General features: G+C 63.1%; 15 protein-coding genes. 8 read left to right on the top strand and 7 right to left on the bottom strand.

The window, feature by feature from the left end:
* A complete protein-coding gene (locus IFU31_RS17610) occupies positions 1 to 1071 on the bottom strand; it encodes a glycerophosphodiester phosphodiesterase (RefSeq protein WP_192103973.1) in 1071 nt (356 codons plus the stop codon).
* A 140-nt stretch (positions 1072 to 1211) separates the two neighbouring features.
* On the opposite strand from IFU31_RS17610, the gene IFU31_RS17615 reads away from it, so the two are divergent.
* Positions 1212 to 2231, top strand: a complete 1020-nt coding sequence (locus tag IFU31_RS17615; RefSeq protein ID WP_192103974.1) for a DUF4917 family protein — start codon at positions 1212 to 1214, stop codon at positions 2229 to 2231.
* 22 nt (positions 2232 to 2253) lie between these two features.
* Here the strand turns inward: IFU31_RS17615 and IFU31_RS21755 are convergent, their stop codons facing one another.
* Positions 2254 to 2466 (bottom strand): response regulator transcription factor, encoded by a 213-nt coding sequence (locus IFU31_RS21755; protein WP_277305613.1) that lies wholly within the window; start codon positions 2464 to 2466, stop codon positions 2254 to 2256.
* An 86-nt stretch (positions 2467 to 2552) separates the two neighbouring features.
* Complete coding sequence (locus tag IFU31_RS17625) at positions 2553 to 3758, bottom strand: class I SAM-dependent methyltransferase (RefSeq protein WP_192103976.1); 1206 nt, start codon at positions 3756 to 3758, stop codon at positions 2553 to 2555.
* 223 nt (positions 3759 to 3981) lie between these two features.
* Here IFU31_RS17625 and bglX point away from each other — a divergent pair, with 223 nt between their 5' ends.
* The 5 genes from bglX (at position 3982) to IFU31_RS17650 (ending at position 11580) form a co-directional block, all read left to right on the top strand.
* The gene (bglX, locus tag IFU31_RS17630; protein ID WP_192103978.1) at positions 3982 to 6273 is read left to right on the top strand and encodes a beta-glucosidase BglX; all 2292 of its coding nucleotides are present in this window, start codon (positions 3982 to 3984) and stop codon (positions 6271 to 6273) included.
* A gap of 24 nt (positions 6274 to 6297) precedes the next feature.
* The gene (locus IFU31_RS17635; RefSeq protein WP_342345291.1) at positions 6298 to 8052 is read left to right on the top strand and encodes a sensor histidine kinase; all 1755 of its coding nucleotides are present in this window, start codon (positions 6298 to 6300) and stop codon (positions 8050 to 8052) included.
* Entirely contained in the window at positions 8049 to 9377 is a 1329-nt protein-coding gene (locus IFU31_RS17640; protein ID WP_122479397.1) for a sigma-54-dependent transcriptional regulator, read from the top strand. Before IFU31_RS17635 ends, IFU31_RS17640 begins: the two co-directional genes overlap by 4 nt.
* A gap of 160 nt (positions 9378 to 9537) precedes the next feature.
* Positions 9538 to 10857, top strand: coding sequence for an MFS transporter (locus IFU31_RS17645; RefSeq protein WP_185793992.1), 1320 nt, complete (start codon positions 9538 to 9540; stop codon positions 10855 to 10857).
* 96 nt (positions 10858 to 10953) lie between these two features.
* The gene (locus tag IFU31_RS17650) at positions 10954 to 11580 is read left to right on the top strand and encodes a flavin reductase family protein (RefSeq protein WP_122479399.1); all 627 of its coding nucleotides are present in this window, start codon (positions 10954 to 10956) and stop codon (positions 11578 to 11580) included.
* On the opposite strand, the gene IFU31_RS17655 is transcribed toward IFU31_RS17650, so the two are convergent.
* Positions 11573 to 11812, bottom strand: coding sequence for a hypothetical protein (locus IFU31_RS17655; RefSeq protein WP_192103980.1), 240 nt, complete (start codon positions 11810 to 11812; stop codon positions 11573 to 11575). The two genes, IFU31_RS17650 and IFU31_RS17655, sit on opposite strands and share 8 nt — an antisense overlap.
* Positions 11813 to 11854: 42 nt before the next feature.
* A complete protein-coding gene (locus IFU31_RS17660) occupies positions 11855 to 12178 on the bottom strand; it encodes a putative quinol monooxygenase (protein ID WP_192053660.1) in 324 nt (107 codons plus the stop codon).
* A 311-nt stretch (positions 12179 to 12489) separates the two neighbouring features.
* Here IFU31_RS17660 and IFU31_RS17665 point away from each other — a divergent pair, with 311 nt between their 5' ends.
* Complete coding sequence (locus tag IFU31_RS17665; protein ID WP_122479402.1) at positions 12490 to 13419, top strand: AraC family transcriptional regulator; 930 nt, start codon at positions 12490 to 12492, stop codon at positions 13417 to 13419.
* A 124-nt stretch (positions 13420 to 13543) separates the two neighbouring features.
* Entirely contained in the window at positions 13544 to 15052 is a 1509-nt protein-coding gene (locus IFU31_RS17670) for an MDR family MFS transporter (protein ID WP_342345292.1), read from the top strand.
* Positions 15053 to 15262: 210 nt separating this feature from the next.
* Here the strand turns inward: IFU31_RS17670 and IFU31_RS17675 are convergent, their stop codons facing one another.
* Both IFU31_RS17675 and IFU31_RS17680 read right to left on the bottom strand, forming a co-directional pair.
* Positions 15263 to 16159, bottom strand: coding sequence for a DMT family transporter (locus tag IFU31_RS17675; RefSeq protein ID WP_122479404.1), 897 nt, complete (start codon positions 16157 to 16159; stop codon positions 15263 to 15265).
* Between the two features lie 137 nt (positions 16160 to 16296).
* Positions 16297 to 16929: a TetR family transcriptional regulator gene (locus tag IFU31_RS17680; protein WP_122479405.1), complete on the bottom strand. Its 633-nt coding sequence runs from the start codon at positions 16927 to 16929 to the stop codon at positions 16297 to 16299.
* Between the last annotated feature and the right edge of the window lie 143 nt (positions 16930 to 17072).

Raw genomic sequence — 17072 nt, forward strand, 5'->3', positions numbered from 1 at the left:
TCAGTAACCGTTGCGTTGAAGAACCTCGATCACCGATTCAGCGGCAGGACGCTTGTAGAACTTCAGCAGCTCGCTGGTACGGTTGGTGAAGATGCCATCCACGCCTGCGTCACTGACCTTCTTGAAATCGACCGGCTCGTCCACGGTATACACGTGCACCAGAAGACCTTTGTCGTGGGTCAGCGTGTTCATCCACGGCTGAACCAGGTCCATGTAGCTCTGCTCTCCCCCCTCGGTCAACGCTGCCGAAGGCCCGGTACCCACCGCGCCGTTGGCTTTGGCAATGTCCAGCCAGCGCTCGAACTCGGCACGGTCGCGGGGCCGTTGCTGGGCGTAGTAAGCCGCTTTGTCCTTCATGCCGGACGCTGCGAACGTCACCTTGGATTCGGGCTCGATGCTGCCCTCGCCTACCCATAGCAGCAATACCTTGGGCACCTGCGGCATTTCCTTGGCCAGCAGCTCCAGGCTGCCTTTTTCGAACGTCTGCAACACGACCCGGTGCTGACCATCGAGCCAGCCACGCTGCTCGAGTTTGGCCTTGAGGTCACGCTCGATACCAGGAAACTGCTGCGGCACCTTGGTTTCGATGTACACCCCAGGCGTGTGCGTACCGCCTTGCGCCACGTCGAGTACCTCATCCAGGGTGAGAATCTTCAAGCCTTTGTAACTGTCACGGGCGCGCTCGGGGTGCGCTGCATTGAACCAGCTGCCGGCATCCAGGGTTTTCAGCTCCGCCAGGGTGAAGTCGCTGGCCGGCTTGTCCTTGCGCTCGGGAAACTTGCTGGCGATGTCGGTGGTGCGCAGCAAGGTATCGTCGTGCAGTGCGATCAGTTGCCCGTCGCGAGTGCGCTGCACATCGAGCTCCAGATAGTCGGCGCCCAGGTCACGGGCCAGCAGGTAGGCCGGCAGTGTCGATTCCGGTGCATCGAACGAAGCACCTCGATGGGCAATGACCGCAGGGTGGGGAATGTTGGCGGCGTGAGCCAACTGATCGGGGGTTTGCCCCTGGGCCGAGGCAGCTGCGCCCATGGCAGCAGTGAGGCAAAGCGTCTTGTACAGGTGTGCCAACATGTGTAGTCCTTCCACGGATGATCGAAAACGGCGCGGTTTGATGCCGGTGAACCGACCCAGCATAGACGGCGTCGGATGACAGGACATGGCGTGATAGAGTCGCGCCCTTGCCCAAGACACGAGTAGAACGAATCATCACCATGGCACATGACACCTTCGACGCCCACCTCGACGACTGGCAAACCCTGCACAGCCGTCAGCCTGCACAAAGCCTGTTGCTGGGCAACGGCGCCAGCCGCGCGGTGTGGCGCAGCTTCGCCTACGACGGGTTGTTCGAGCGCGCGCAAAAGGTGCGCAACAAACCCTTGAGCCTGACCGATTTGGCGTTGTTCAAATCGCTGCAGACCCGCAGCTTCGAACAGGTGCTGGCGGTGCTCAACAGCACCGTTCGGGTCAATGCCGCCCTGGCGATCAGTTCCACCGCCCCGCTCAATCGCTACTATGCGATCAAGGAAGCGTTGATCCATGCGGTGCGCAGCGTGCACATTCCCTTTCGCCTGCTCGATGAACAGCGCCTGGCCGCGCTCAACCTTGCACTGCGCGCGTTCGACACGGTGTACAGCAGCAACTACGACCTGCTCTGCCCCTGGGCCGTGCAGCACGACCCGCAGGGTTTTGCCGAGTTGATGGACGTGGACACTGGTTTCGACATTCGCCACACCGCCTCCACAGGCTGCCGCGTGCTGTACCTGCACGGCGGTCTGCACCTGATCAAGAACAGCGACGGTACGACCCGGCAACGCACCGCCGAGGGCGAAGCCTTGCTCGACGGGTTTGCGATCAACACGCCTGGCGATGTGCCGTTGCTGGTCAACGAAGGCCCCAGTGCGCAGAAGCTGCGTACCATCCGTGATTCGGACTACCTGAGCTGGTGCCACGGCAAGTTGAGCCGGCAAGACGGCACGCTGTGCATCTTCGGCCACAACCTGGACAGCGACGATGCGCACATCCTTCAGGCGCTGCGTCTGGCGCCTGCACAGACCCTGTATGTGTCGATCTTCCCGCTCAGCGATGCCTGGATCATCAGCCAGAAACAGCGCTTCGAAGAACTGTTCGCCGGCTGCGGCAAGACACTGTATTTCTTCGAAGCGACCAGCCATGGCCTGGGCAGTGCGCAATTGAACGTGGCCGTGCCTGCGGTGTTGAAGAAGAAACGTTGAAGACTCGAGCGCAACCAGGCGCTCACCACAGCGATATCAACCCTTTCTCCAGTGCCAGCAGCACGGCCACGCTGCGTGAGCCCACGGCGAATTTGCGACGAATGTTGGCGAAATGGAAATTCACCGTGGCCTCGGAGCAGGCCAGTATGCGCGAGATTTCCCACGAGGATTTGCCTCTGCCACTCCAGACGAGCACTTCCTGCTCGCGCGGCGTCAGCTTGATGTCGAGCGTCACTGCGAACTCCAACCCTTGGCTTGAGCGCTCATGGTGGCGCTCGTCAGGGATGGGTCACAATGCCGGCGACTTGTAGTCCCGATGCCTCACAGCGCCTGGCCCAGCAGACCATCTTCCTGCAGCAGGGTCTGCAGACGCTGCTCGCGAATGCCGTAGAAGGCTTTCAGTTCCTCGATCTTCGCCAGCGCTTCGGCGGACGGGCCGGACGTGTCGCGCTTGACCGCCAGAATCATCTTGTTCTTGTTGGTGTGCTCCAGGGAAATGAACTCGAACACCTTGGTCTCGTAGCCACAGGCGTCCAGCAGCAGGGCGCGCAAACTGTCGGTGACCATCTCGGCCTGCTGGCCCAGATGCAGGCCATATTGCAGCATGGGCTTGAGCAAGCCTGGGCTCTGGATCTGCAGGCGGATTTCCTTGTGACAGCACGGCGAGCACATGATGATCGCCGCGCCACAGCGGATGCCGGTGTGAATGGCGTAGTCGGTGGCGATGTCGCAGGCATGCAGGGCGATCATCACGTCGATCTCGCTGGGCACCACCGAACGCACGTCACCGCACTCGAACACCAGCCCCGGATGTTCCAAGGATGCGGCGGCGGCATTGCACAACTCGACCATATCCGGACGCAGTTCGACGCCGGTGACCTGAGCCTGACGCTGCAGCGAGTTGGCCACATAGTCATGGATGGCGAACGTCAGGTAACCCTTGCCTGAGCCGAAATCGGCGACACGCACGGGCGCATCTGTCCTGGCCAGCACGGACGAGGCAAAGGCGTGGGAAAACACCTCGATGAACTTGTTGATCTGTTTCCACTTGCGCGACATCGCCGGGATCAACTGCTGCTGCTTGTCGGTGACACCCAGGTCATGCAGAAACGGCCGGCTCAGCTCCAGGTAACGCTTTTTCTCCCGATCGTGACCCAACTCCGGCGCGGCCCGCTCCTGCTGTTGCTTGTTGCGGTGCAGGCTGGCCTTGTTCTTCTTGCTGAATTCGAGCTGCAACTCGTCGGTCAAGGTCAGCAGGTGCGCGTTCTTGAAGGTGTCGGGCAAGGCGTCGGCAATGAATTGCTGGCCATCGGTCAGGCTGAAGTTCTTGGTGATGTCGCGCGTCTTGTAGCGATACACGAACGACAGGCAAGGCTCGCCCTTGATGGTGGCCAACTTGACGATCAGCCGCTGCAAGTCCGGTTCCTGGCCGACATGGCGAGCCAGCACCACTTTGATGAAAGCGTTCTGCGCCAGGCTGGTGTCGAGCAGGGCAAGGAATTCGGCGCGGGGGTCGGTGACGGACATGGCGAAACGGATCTCGGGTCTATTCAGGCAGGCATTTTAGTGGCTGTGAATGGACTTGGGGGATTTGATTCGACGCTGCTTGCGCGGATGCATTTGTATCAATCCCGGCACCCGACTGGATTGACGAGCGCCGATACGTTAAAACACCTCCGGCAAACTATAAAAACACTGTCACCCGTAATCGGCTGCGGCATCCCTGCGGTAGGCCAGAGAGAAGAACTCAATGAACAAGCTGTGTCTGCTGGGTGTCGTCGTTGGCCTGGCCTTGCAAACCGCGTATGCCGATAGCCCTTCCCAAGGTCCGCAGAACAAGGATGCATTCGTTGCCGACCTGCTCGCACGCATGACCCTGGACGAGAAGATCGGCCAGTTGCGCCTGATCGCCATCGGTGGGGAAATGACTCACCAGCGCATCGAGGCCGAGATCGCCGCAGGGCGCATCGGCGGCACTTTCAATTCGGTCACTCGCGCCGACAACAGGCCCATGCAGGATGCCGCGCAGCGCAGCCGCCTGAAGATTCCCATGTTCTTCGCCTACGACGTGATCCACGGTCACCGCACGCAGTTTCCGATCAGCCTGGGCCTGGCCGCGAGCTGGGACATGGACGCCATTGCCTTGAGTGCCAGAACCTCGACCGCCGAAGCGGCGGCCGACGGTATCGACATGACCTTCGGGCCGATGGTCGACATCTCTCGCGATCCGCGCTGGGGCCGCATCAGCGAGGGGTTTGGCGAAGACACCCACCTGGTGTCGAAAATTGCCCGGGTGATGGTGGAAAACATACAGGGCCCCAGCCCGGCCAGCCCGGACCGAATGATGGCGAGCGCCAAGCACTTCGCCTTGTACGGCGCGATCGAGGGCGGGCGCGACTACAACACCGTCGACATGAGCCCGCAACGGATGTTCCAGGACTACCTGCCGCCTTATCGCGCCACGGTCGATGCTGGCGCAGGTGGCATGATGGTCGCCCTGAACTCCATCAACGGTGTGCCGGCGACCTCCAATACCTGGCTGATGCAGGATGTGCTGCGCAAGCAATGGGGGTTCAAGGGCGTCACCATCAGTGACCACGGTGCAATTCATGAATTGATAAAGCATGGCGTGGCCAGCGACGACCGTGAGGGGGCCAAGCTGGCCATCAAGGCCGGCATCGACATGAGCATGAACGACCAGGCGTACGGCGAACATCTGCCGGGGCTGCTCAAGAGCGGCCAGATCAGCCAGGCCGACATCGATAACGCGGTGCGCGAGGTGCTTGGCGCCAAATACGACATGGGCCTGTTCGCCAACCCGTACCTGCGCATCGGCAAGGCCCAGGACGACCCGGCCGATGTCAACGCGGAAAGCCGCCTGCATCGCGCCGAAGCGCGTGATGTCGCGCGCAGGACGCTGGTGTTGCTGAAGAACCAGAAGCAGACGCTGCCGCTGAAAAAAGACGCGCGCATTGCCCTCATCGGCCCCCTCGCCGACGCGCCGGACGACATGCTCGGCAGCTGGTCGGCAGCCGGCGTGGCGACGCAATCGGTGACGTTGCTCAACGGATTACGCAATGCCGTGGCCGACCCCGCCAAGGTCACTTATGCCAAGGGTGCGAATCTCACCGATGACCGTGCGACGCTGGACTTCATCGCCCACTTCAACCCCGAGCACGTGAAGCAGGCCATCGACCCACGCTCCGGCCAGGCCTTGATCGACGAAGCGTTGGCAGCGGCACGCGACGCCGACGTGATCGTGGCCGCGGTGGGCGAATGGCGCGGCATGACCCATGAATCGGCCAGCCGTGTTGCCCTCGACCTGCCGCGTACCCAGCAAGCCTTGATCACTGCACTGCGCGCCACGGGCAAACCGCTGGTGCTGGTGCTGATGAACGGCCGCCCGCTGACCATTGGCGAACAACAGCGCCAGGCAGATGCGGTGCTGGAAACCTGGTACAGCGGCACCGAAGGCGGCAATGCCATTGCCGACGTGTTGTTCGGCGACTACAACCCGTCCGGCAAACTGCCGGTCACCTTCCCGCGCTCGGTCGGCCAGGTGCCGCTGTACTACAGCCACTTGAGCATCGGCCGACCGTTCACGCCGGGGCATCCGGGCAACTACAGCTCGCAGTATTTCGACAGCGAGCAGGGCCCGCTGTACCCCTTCGGCTACGGCTTGAGCTACACCGACTTCAGCCTGTCGGACGTCAGCCTGTCGAGCAAGCGCCTGAGCCGCGACGGCAAGGTGACGGCCAGCATCAACGTGCGCAACGTCGGCAAGGTCGCCGGCGAGACCGTGGTTCAGCTGTATCTGCGTGATGTCGCTGCTTCGATGGCTCGACCGGTCAAGGAGCTCAAGCATTTCCGCAAGGTGATGCTCAAGCCGGGCGAAAGCCAGACCCTGACATTCGATATCGTCGAGGGTGATCTGAAGTTCTATAACCAGCAACTGGTGCGGGCCGCCGAGGCCGGGCAGTTCACCGTGATGATCGGGCTGGACTCCGAGGACGTCAAAGAGGCGACCTTCGAGTTGTTGTAGGTCGGCAACGGCTCGATAGCGCCCGTGACCGGTTCCCGCGCCCCGCGCCTGGCCGTCATCGTGCTGGTCATCGTGGCCGGCGCGTCGTTGTCCGCCGTATGGGCGGGCCGTCACGCCCAGCTGCTGGCGCAGAACGAGGAGGCGGCACGCAGCAATGGCCAGTTGGCGCTGTACGCCAACAGCCTGCACACCCTGATCGAACGGTATCGCACCCTGCCTGCCGTACTGGCGCTGGATCCTCAGCTGCAGCAGTCGCTGCAGGGGCCGATCGATCCGGCCACCCAGAACATGCTCAACCGCAAGCTTGAGCGCATCAACGCGGCGGCGCGGTCGTCGACCCTGGAACTGCTCGACCATCAGGGCCTGGCGGTGGCAGCCAGCAACTGGCGTCTGCCGACCAGCTATGTGGGTCACAACTACGCCTTCCGTCCCTATTTCAGCCAGTCGGTCAGCCAGGGCAGCGGGCGTTTCTATGCGGTAGGCGTGACCAGCGGCATTCCCGGCTACTTCTTGTCGAGTGCGATCAAGGACGCTCGGGACGGTTTTCTCGGTGCCATGGTGGTCAAGCTCGAGCTGCCCGAACTGGAACAGGAATGGGCGCAGGGGCCCGATACCTTGCTGGTCAGTGACGCGCGCGGGGTGGTGTTCATCGCCAACCGACCGGGATGGCGGTATCGCACCTTGCACCCCTTGAGCGAGGCCGACCGCGCCGAACTGCAGCGCACCCGTCAGTATCACGATCAAGCCTTGCAGCCGCTGGACCACCAGGTGCTGGGCAACCTCGATGGAGCGGCCCGACACGTGCGCGTCAACGGCCCTCAAGGCACGGCCGACTACCTGTGGGCATCGTTGCCGATGGCCAGCGAAGGCTGGACCCTGCACTTGCTCAAGCCTCCCATGGCGAGTACCGAGGACAGCCGCAATGCCGCGCTGGCAGCGGCCGGCCTGTGGTTGAGCCTGGTCTTCGGCGGCCTCTGGCTGAATCAGCGTCGGCGCCTGGCTGCGCTGCGCCAGCGCGGTCGCGAGCAATTGGAATCACTGGTCAGGGCACGCACCCGGGAGCTGCGCGATGCTCAGGAGGGCCTGGTCCAGGCGGCCAAACTGGCGGCATTGGGGCAGATGTCGGCGGCCTTGGCCCACGAGATCAGCCAGCCGCTGACAGCGCAGCGCATGCAGCTGGCGAGCCTGCGGCTGTTGCTCGATCAGGATCGCATCGACGCGGCGCGCCAGGCCCTGGCGCCGCTGGAACAGATGTTGGTACGCATGGCGGCCTTGACCACCCATTTGAAGACCTTCGCGCGCAAGAGCCCGGCCGGCGTGCGCGAACGAGTCGACCTGGCGCAGGTGCTCGACCAGGCCTTGCAGTTGCTGGAAACACCCCTGTATGCGGCAGGTGTACGCCTGCACTTGCAGGTCCGGCGGCCGGCCTGTGTCCGTGGCGACGTGATTCGCCTCGAACAGGTGCTGATCAACCTGTTGCGCAACGCGCTGGACGCCATGACCGGGGTGCCGGCCAAGGACATGCACATCAGCCTGCAGCTTCAGGGCGAGCAATGGCAGCTGGACATTGCCGACAGCGGTGGCGGCATCGCCAGCGAGCACCTCGAGCACTTGTTCGACCCGTTCTTCACCACCAAGCCCATCGGCGAAGGCCTCGGCTTGGGGCTGGCGGTCTCCCTGGCGATCGCTCACGAACACGGCGGCCAGTTGAGCGCGGAAAACCTGGCACACGGCGCACGTTTCACCCTTGCCCTGCCCATCGATACGGAGCCTGCATGAGCAATCAAGTGATGGTCATCGACGACGAAGCGAGCATTCGCGACGCTGTTGAACAGTGGTTGGGCCTCAGCGGCTTTTCGGTGCAGCGCTTCAGCCAGGCCGAAGACTGCCTGGCGCAGCTGCCGGCGGATTTCGCCGGGGTCATACTCAGCGACGTGCGCATGCCGGGCATGGGCGGGCTCGCCCTGCTGGCACAGGTCCAGGCCCGCGACCCCGAGTTGCCGGTGATTCTGTTGACCGGGCACGGTGACGTGCCGATGGCGGTGCAGGCCATGCGCGAGGGTGCCTACGATTTTCTCGAGAAGCCTTTCAGCCCGCAAAGCCTGTTGACCAGCCTGCAGCGCGCTCAGGACAAGCGTCGACTGGTTCTGGAAAACCGGCGCCTGCACAGTCGGGCCGATTTCAGCGAGCAATTGCAGGCGACCCTGCTTGGCGCTGCGCCCGCCATCGCCCAGCTGCGGCGCCAGGTACTGGATCTGGCGCAGTTGCCGGTCAACGTGGTGATTCGTGGCGAAACCGGCAGTGGCAAGGAGTTGGTTGCGCGCTGCCTGCACGATTTCGGCCCACGGGCTGGCAAACCCTTCGTAGCGCTCAACTGTGCCGCGATTCCCGAGGCATTGTTCGAGGCCGAACTGTTCGGCCACGAGAGCGGTGCATTCACCGGCGCCCAGGGCAAGCGCATCGGCAAATTGGAGTACGCCCACGGCGGGACTCTGTTTCTCGACGAAGTGGAGAGCCTGCCGATGGCTCAGCAGGCCAAGCTGCTGCGTGTGCTGCAGGAGCAGAAGCTCGAGCGCCTGGGCTCCAACCAGAGCATTCCGGTTGACCTGCGGCTGGTCGCAGCGAGCAAGCCCGACCTGCTGGAGCAGGCACGGGCTGGGTTGTTTCGCGAAGACCTGGCCTATCGGCTGAATGTCGCCGAACTGCGCCTGCCGCCATTGCGCGAGCGGCGCGAAGACATCGTGCGGCTGTTCGATCACTTCACCGCGGCAACCGCGAAGCGTCTGGCGCGACAGGCGCCGCCGGTCAATTCGGCGCAACTGGCCCAGTTGCTCAGCCATGATTGGCCTGGCAACGTCCGCGAGCTGGCCAATGCTGCCGAACGCCACGTGCTGGGCTTGGCCGCGCCAGCGGCGGAAACGGTCAGCGTCCGGCTGTCCCTGGCGGCACAACAGGAAGCCTTCGAAGCCCAATGCCTGCGCGCGGCACTGGCGCGGCACCGCGGCGATATCAAGTCGGTGATGGAGGAACTGCAACTGCCTCGGCGCACCCTCAACGAAAAGATGCAGCGTCACGGCCTGGCCCGCGACGACTTTCGCGAGTAGGCAAGAATCCGCTCACTCCACCTCTCGTATCGGCAAGAATCCGCCGGCTTTTTTTCGTGAACCCTCTGAAAGCGGGGGGTGCAGCGGCTGGCACGGCTCCTGCTATTGCCTTGGCAAGCGCGAACCAACGCGCTACCAACAATAATGAGAAGGATCCATCATGGATAACTCCAACACCCTGCCCGCCGGGGCAACCGCTGCATCCGCCCCGCCTCGCACCACCGCCAGCCGCGTCAAGTCGATCTTCAGTGGCTCGGTCGGCAACATGGTCGAATGGTACGACTGGTACGTCTACGCGGCATTCTCGCTGTATTTCGCCCAGGTGTTCTTTCCCAAGGACAGCCTCAACGCGCAACTGCTCAACACCGCCGCGATCTTCGCCGTCGGTTTTCTGATGCGTCCCATCGGTGGCTGGCTGATGGGTTTGTACGCCGACCGCAAGGGCCGCAAGGCTGCGCTGATGGCGTCGGTATTGCTGATGTGCTTTGGCTCGCTGGTCATTGCGCTGACACCAAGCTACGAAACCATCGGCATCTGGGCGCCCGTGCTGCTGGTGCTGGCGCGGCTGATGCAGGGCCTCTCGGTGGGCGGCGAGTACGGCACGTCCGCCACCTACCTGAGCGAGATGGCAACCAGGGAACGGCGCGGCTTCTTCTCCAGCTTCCAGTACGTGACCCTGATTTCCGGCCAGTTGATCGCGCTGGCGGTGCTGATCGTGCTGCAGCAGACGCTCACCGAAGAACAGCTGCTCAGCTGGGGCTGGCGTGTACCGTTCGTGATCGGCGCGCTGTGCGCAGTGGTGGCGCTGTGGTTGCGCCGTGGCATGGAAGAGACCGACTCCTTCACCCAGAAAAAGGAATCCAAGGAAAGCACGATGCGCACCCTGCTGCGCCACCCCAAGGAACTGTTGACTGTGGTCGGCCTGACCATGGGCGGTACCCTGGCTTTCTACACCTACACCACCTACATGCAGAAATACCTGGTCAACACGGTGGGCTTCAGCAAAGCGGACTCGACGGCTATCTCGGCGGCCACGCTGTTCCTGTTCATGTGCCTGCAACCGGTGGTCGGCGCCCTCTCCGACAAGATCGGACGCCGCCCCATCCTGATCGCGTTCGGGGTACTGGGCACGGTGTGTACCGTTCCGATCCTGACCACGCTGCACACCATTCAAACCTGGTGGGGTGCGTTCTTCCTGATCATGGCGGCGCTGATCATCGTCAGCGGTTACACCTCGATCAACGCCGTGGTGAAAGCGGAGCTGTTCCCCACCGAGATCCGCGCCCTGGGCGTCGGCCTGCCCTATGCGCTGACCGTGTCGATCTTCGGCGGAACCGCCGAACTGATCGCCCTGTGGTTCAAGCAGATCGGCATGGAAACCGGTTACTACTGGTACGTGACCGCCTGCATCGCCTGCTCGCTGCTGGTGTACGTGTTCATGAAGGACACCAAGACGCACTCACGGATCGAAACGGACTGAAGCTGAGCATGCCTGCGCCGCAAAGGCGGGGGCAGTTGCACTGGCCGCCATGGCCGACGCACACTGGGGGCACCTGAACGCTGAGGATTGCCCCTGATGTCGGATGACACCTACTACTACGAGCCGGCCAAGGGCCATGGTCTGCCCCACGACCCGTTCAACGCCATCGTCGGCCCGCGGCCCATTGGTTGGATCTCTTCCCACGACCGTGAAGGTCGCCTGAACCTGGCGCCGTACAGCTTCTTCAACGCCTTCAACTACACGCCGCCGATCATCGGTTTCGCCAGTGTGGGACGCAAGGACAGCCTGAACAACATCGAACAGACCGGTGAATTCGTCTGGAACCTGTCTACTCGTGCCCTGGCCGAGCAGATGAACCAGAGCTGCGCCGCGGTCGGCCCCGAAGTCGACGAGTTCGAACTCAGTGGCCTGCACCATGCACCGTCGACAATCGTCAGCGTGCCGCGGGTGCTCGAAGCGCCGGTGTCGTTCGAGTGCAAGGTGACGCAGATCATTCAGCTCAAGGGCGCCGACCAGCAGGAAGTGTCCACCTGGCTGATCCTGGGTGAAGTGGTGGCGGTGCACATCGCCAAGTCATTGCTCAAGGACGGGATCTACGACACGGCCGCAGCCGGTCCGATCCTGCGCGGCGGCGGGCCGGCCGATTATTTCGAGATCGGTCCGCAGGCGCTGTTCAAGATGCACCGACCGCAGGTCAAGTAGGCTCGAAGCGCGGCTCGCCTTCATCGTCGACAGAGGCCAGAGTCAGCAAAACCTCGGCGGCAGCACCATCGGCCTCGTGCGCGGTACGAAACGACCGGCCGTCGAGCACCTTGTGGAACCGCGGCGCACCACCACCCTGCAGGGCCTTGATGGCGATGGCGGCGTGGTAACTGCCTTCATTGGGCACTACCGCTGAAACCGCTTCGTGATGTTCGAATACCTTGCGTGCCATGACGTACCTCGCAGCTATGCAAAAGCCACGATTGTACGCAGCTCAGGCCGCGCTGGCCTGTTCGATCGCGGCATCCTCGAAAGTGTGCAGATCGAGGCTGGTGACCAGCAGGCCCTGGACCAGGTCGGAGAACACCTGCATGCCGGGGGATTTGAACCAGGCGGTCATCGCGGCGTGATCGCGCCAGACGCCGGCCACTTGCCACAATCGCTCGTCGCCGTGGCTGCGCTGGACTGCAAAATGCAGGCAGCCGGGCATGCCCAGCGCAGGCCGCACCAGTGCCGACAACCCCAGCCCGACCTGTTCGGAATGCCCATGCCGGGCGGTGACCAAGGCACAGTGACTGACGGTAGATAATGAGTTCATGCTCGACTCTCCCTGATTGAACGGTCTGCGGTGAACAAGGTTGCAGCGACAACGTTACGCAACCCCGGACCACAGGGGTTAGCCGTTTCCTGTCAAGGTCTTGCCCGATCCTGCAGGGTTGCAGTTTCAATCAACCCAAGCGGCCCTGTGTGGCGGTTTTCCTGCCCATCCGCACAGTGCACGTGCGGGTTCGGACAAGACGCTCCGACAACTTGGCAGAATTGGGCAAACATCCTGCAGCTATCGTCTACCCTTGGCATTAAGCGCGGATTATCCTCGTGGTCATGTGATGCACAGATCATGGAGCCTGCATGAAACCCGCCGCACCTGCTGCCCTGCCCCTGCACCCTGCCCTGGAACGAAGTCGCTGCGAACTTGCCGAGCGCATTGCCCGTGGCGCACAGGCACCCGGCTGCCATGGCACCGCGATCAGCGGCTTGCATCTGGTGCGCTATGAAGAGTGCGTGCAGTCGTTCCCGGCGTTGGTGCAACCGGCGCTGTGCATCCTTGCCCACGGCAGCAAGGAGGTGCGCCTGGGGGAAGAGCGCTATATCTACGACCCGCTGAACTTCATGGTGGTGTCGGTGGCCATGCCGATCTCGGGACGGATCCTGGATGCCAGCCCCGGCGACCCTAGCCTGTCCTTGCGGTTGGACATCGACCCCGACGAAATCAACGCGGTGATCGCCGACGCCGGGCCGCTGGGCGTGCCTTCGCGTTCGACCCAGCGCGGCCTGTACGTGGAGCAGATGGACACGGCGTTTCTCGACGCCGTGCTGCGCCTGGTGCGGCTGCTGGAAACACCGAAGGACATTGCCGTGCTGGCGCCACTGGTGCGGCGGGAAATCCTCTATCGCCTGCTGGGCGGGCAGCAGGGTCACCGCTTGTATGAAATCGCCGTCGCCCACAGCCAGACCCATCGGGTCAGCCAGGCCATCGCCTGGATCAATCGGCATTTCCAGCGCAGCCTGCGCATCGAAGACCTGGCTCGCGAAGTCAACCTGAGCGTGTCCACCCTGCATCACCGTTTCAAGGCCGTGACGTCCATGAGCCCGTTGCAGTACCAGAAACAGCTGCGCTTGCAGGAGGCTCGTCGACTGATGCTCAGCGAAGATCTCGATGCGTCGGCCGCCGGGTATCGCGTGGGCTACGAAAGTCCTTCGCAGTTCAGCCGCGAATACAGCCGGCATTTCGGCGCACCACCGGTGCGTGACCTGGCTCGCCTGCGCATCAGCCTCTGATGTTACGCTCGCAGGGTTGAAAAAAACCGCAGATCACCAATAGAACCGATAGCTAGCTATCAAGTACACTCGAAGACCGCAGCCCGTGGCCATCTTGCCGGGGCGTCTCTTTGCAGGCCTACCTGTGACCGATCTCAGCCACTCCCCGCCGGCTATCAAGAGCATTCTGGTGGCCCTGATGCTGGCCATTTTCCTGGGCGCGTTGGACCAGACCATCGTTGCGGTCTCCATGCCGGCGATCTCCGCCCAGTTCAACGACGTCGACCGCCTGGCCTGGGTGATCTCCGGGTATATGGTGGCCATGACCGTGGCCACGCCGATCTACGGCAAGCTGGGCGACCTGTACGGACGCCGACGCATGATTCTGATCGGCACGGGATTGTTCACCCTGGCGTCGCTGTTCTGCGGCATGGCGCAGAGCATGGAGCAACTGGTGCTGGCGCGCCTGCTGCAGGGCGTCGGCGCTGGCGGCATGGTTTCGGTGAGCCAGGCGATCATCGGCGATGTCGTGCCGCCGCGCGAACGTGGCCGCTACCAGGGCTATTTCAGCAGCATGTACGCAGCCGCCAGCGTGCTGGGCCCGGTACTGGGCGGCTACATGACGCAGTACCTGTCGTGGCGCTGGGTGTTTCTGATCAACCTGCCGCTGGGCGCGTTCGCCTGCTGGTACGCCAGCCGCAAGCTGGCGGGGCTGTCCATACCGCAGCGTACGCCGATCATCGATTACCTGGGTACGGTGCTGATGATCGTCGGCCTGAGCACCTTGCTCATGAGCATCACCCGCGTTGGCCAGGGGCATGGGCTGGATGACACCCAGGTGTGGGCGCTGCTGGTGATTGCCGCGGCAGCGCTGCTGGGTTTTGTCTGGCATGAACGACGTTTTCGCGAACCGCTGCTGCCGATGCATCTGTTTGCCAATCGCGCAGCGGTGCTGTGCTGGTGCACGGTGTTTTTCACCAGCTTCCAGGCCATCGGGCTGAGCGTGATGATGCCCCTGCGCTTCCAGACCGTCACCGGTGCCGGGGCGGACCAGGCGGCTCTGTACCTGCTGCCACTCGCATTGGGGTTGCCCATCGGGGCTTTTCTGGGCGGGCGTCGCACATCGCAGACCGGGCGCTACAAACCCATCATTCTGACCGGGGCGTTACTCGCTCCGCTGGGGATTCTGGGCATGGCGTTCAGTGCGCCGGACAACCTGCTGCTCAGCGTGACCTTCATGCTGTTGACGGGGTTTGCCTGCGGGTTGCAGTTTCCCACCTCGCTGGTCGGCGCGCAGAATTCGGTGCAGGCCAGGGACATCGGCGTGGCCACCAGTACCCTGGCGTTGTTTCGCTCGCTGGGCGGCGCTGTTGGCGTGGCTTGTCTGTCGGCTTTGCTGTTGGCCATGCTGCACGGTGTGCAGTTGGCGTATGGTGCCTTGAGCGGTCATGGGCTCGAGGTAATGACCGACAACGTGCTGCTGACCGGGCTCAACGCTGCGGCCGGCCCTGCTCGCGATGCCTTGCGCATGGAACTGGCGCAGACCTTCCAGCACTTGCTGTGGGCCAGTGCCGGCATTTCCCTGCTGGGAGTGGCCGTGGCACTGGCGCTGCCCAATCTGGAATTGCGCGGCCGCGGGCATGGCGAGAAGTAGCTTGGGCGCAAGGCAGGCCTGGCCTCTTCGCGGGTAGAACCCGCTCCCACAGGGTTCTAGGGGGAAATGGCTTGTGTGCCGGGCAGGTCTGGCCTCTTCGCGGGTAGAGCTTGCTCCCACAGGGGAGCGGGAGAAGTAGCTTGTGTGCAGGCCAGGCCTGGCCCCTTCGCGGGAACTGTGGGAGCGGGTTCTACCCGCGAAGGGGCCCGCTCAGGCAACCGGTCGCTTCTTGCGCTGGGCCCAGGCTACGGCCAGGCCGCTGAGGCAGATCACGCTGATGCCCACCACCCCGAAGATATCGGGGGTGTGGTCGAAGATCAGGTAGCCATACATCCCGGCGAACAGGATCTGCCCGTAACTGAACGGTGCCAGCAGCGCCGGCGCGGCATGGCGAAAGGCCTGGGTCAGCAACAGATGCCCGAGCATGCCGCAGGTGCCCAGCCCGACCATGAACAATGCATCGATCCACCCCGGCGCCTGCCAGAAGAACGGCAGCGCGGCGCTCATGATCAGCGTATTGAAGATACCCGCGAGAAAATTGCTGGTGGTCGGGCTATCAATGCTGCTGAGCTTGCGCGTCAGCAATTGGTACAGGCCGAAGAAGAACGCCGATATCAACGGCAGCAGAATGGCTGGTGTGAACAGGGCACCGCCAGGGCGGATCACGATAAGCACACCGATGAAGCCGGTGATCACCGCCGCCCATTGCGCGCGGGTCACCACTTCCTTGAGCAGCGGCACCGACAACGCCGTCACCAACAGCGGCGCCAGGAAGTTGACCGCCGTGGCTTCGGCCAGCGGTATGTAGCGCAGGCTGGTGGTGAAGAACAGGCTGGTGGCGATCAGGCACAGCGCGCGCAACAGCTGCAGCCCCGGCCGCTTGGTGCGGATCACCGTGGACAGCCCGGTCTGCGGCACGAATATGACCAGCATCAGCAAGGTGTGCACCACGTAGCGCGCCCACACCACCACAACGATGGGGAACAGCCCGGAGAGGTACTTGGACAAGGCGTCGTGGCTGGCGAACAGCAACGTTGCCAGACAGATCAGCGCGATACCGCGCAGCGGCTGGTTGACCCCGGTGAGCAACGGGTTTTGCACGCTCATTCACACGCTCGCAACAGGATGATGAAAGGGTACCGGTCGTGACCTGTCCGCCGCACGCAGGTACTCGGGCAGCGGCTGGATGGTGTCGGGTCGATGATGGCGCGAGCGGGGGCGCTGTTACAACTTGATTCAGAACTTTATTTGCGCAACGCCGGTGTCAGGCTCAGCGTCTGCAGGCTCAGGTCCACCCAACGCTCCGCTTCCTGGTACAGATCGAAACTGTCGGGGACGAGCAACCATTGGCCGATCATGCCATCTATATAGGCGTGCAAGGCGATGGCCGCCCTGACGGTGTCCAGATCGTGCGGCAACTGCTCGCGGTTCACGGCGTTGCGCAACGACCGTTCGATGCGCACATTGCAGTCGATGCTGACCGACTGGCGCTGGCGGCGCATGTCACACATTTCATCGGTGAACTCGCACTTATGATGCAGAATTTCGTTGAGGCGGCGGGTCTTGGGGTCTACGGCGATCTGCTGGAAAAGGCGGATCAGCAACTGACGCATGCAACCCAGTGGGTCGGGCTCATCCTCGCTCTCGCTGGCCTGGGCCAGCTCCTCGAGCGGCTCCTGCAAGCTGTCGAGCATGGCCTGGACCAGATCCGCCTTGTTGCTGAAGTGCCAATAGATGGCGCCGCGCGTCACCCCTGCCAGGGTCGCGATGTCGGCCAGGGTCGTGCGCGCCACGCCGCGCTCGTAGAAGGCCTGCTCGGCCGCCTCGAGAATCTGGCTGCGGGTTTCCTGGGCTTCCTCTTTGGTACGGCGAACCATGGCAGTCGAACCTCAATCTTCAATGCACGCGCGATGCGTAACGCAGCGCCTGCTCAGGCCGGGAATCCCTTTTGTGCGGGGCTTGTCCGGAATATCGATGGGTGCGCCGCAACGTCGCGGGCATCAGGCCATCAAGTTGTTTA

It is taken from the genome of Pseudomonas sp. CFBP 13602 (genome assembly GCF_014842725.1).
Classification (GTDB): Bacteria; Pseudomonadota; Gammaproteobacteria; order Pseudomonadales; family Pseudomonadaceae; genus Aquipseudomonas; species Aquipseudomonas baltica.

Coding starts and splice junctions, on each gene's coding strand:
- IFU31_RS17610 (WP_192103973.1), bottom strand. CDS start 1,071: ATGTTGGCACACCTGTACAAGACGCTTTGCCTCACTGCTGCCATGGGC.
- IFU31_RS17640 (WP_122479397.1), top strand. CDS start 8,049: ATGAGCAATCAAGTGATGGTCATCGACGACGAAGCGAGCATTCGCGAC.
- IFU31_RS17680 (WP_122479405.1), bottom strand. CDS start 16,929: ATGGTTCGCCGTACCAAAGAGGAAGCCCAGGAAACCCGCAGCCAGATT.
- IFU31_RS17650 (WP_122479399.1), top strand. CDS start 10,954: ATGTCGGATGACACCTACTACTACGAGCCGGCCAAGGGCCATGGTCTG.
- IFU31_RS17625 (WP_192103976.1), bottom strand. CDS start 3,758: ATGTCCGTCACCGACCCCCGCGCCGAATTCCTTGCCCTGCTCGACACC.
- IFU31_RS17675 (WP_122479404.1), bottom strand. CDS start 16,159: ATGAGCGTGCAAAACCCGTTGCTCACCGGGGTCAACCAGCCGCTGCGC.
- IFU31_RS17660 (WP_192053660.1), bottom strand. CDS start 12,178: ATGAACTCATTATCTACCGTCAGTCACTGTGCCTTGGTCACCGCCCGG.
- IFU31_RS17615 (WP_192103974.1), top strand. CDS start 1,212: ATGGCACATGACACCTTCGACGCCCACCTCGACGACTGGCAAACCCTG.
- IFU31_RS17655 (WP_192103980.1), bottom strand. CDS start 11,812: ATGGCACGCAAGGTATTCGAACATCACGAAGCGGTTTCAGCGGTAGTG.
- IFU31_RS17665 (WP_122479402.1), top strand. CDS start 12,490: ATGAAACCCGCCGCACCTGCTGCCCTGCCCCTGCACCCTGCCCTGGAA.
- IFU31_RS17645 (WP_185793992.1), top strand. CDS start 9,538: ATGGATAACTCCAACACCCTGCCCGCCGGGGCAACCGCTGCATCCGCC.
- bglX (WP_192103978.1), top strand. CDS start 3,982: ATGAACAAGCTGTGTCTGCTGGGTGTCGTCGTTGGCCTGGCCTTGCAA.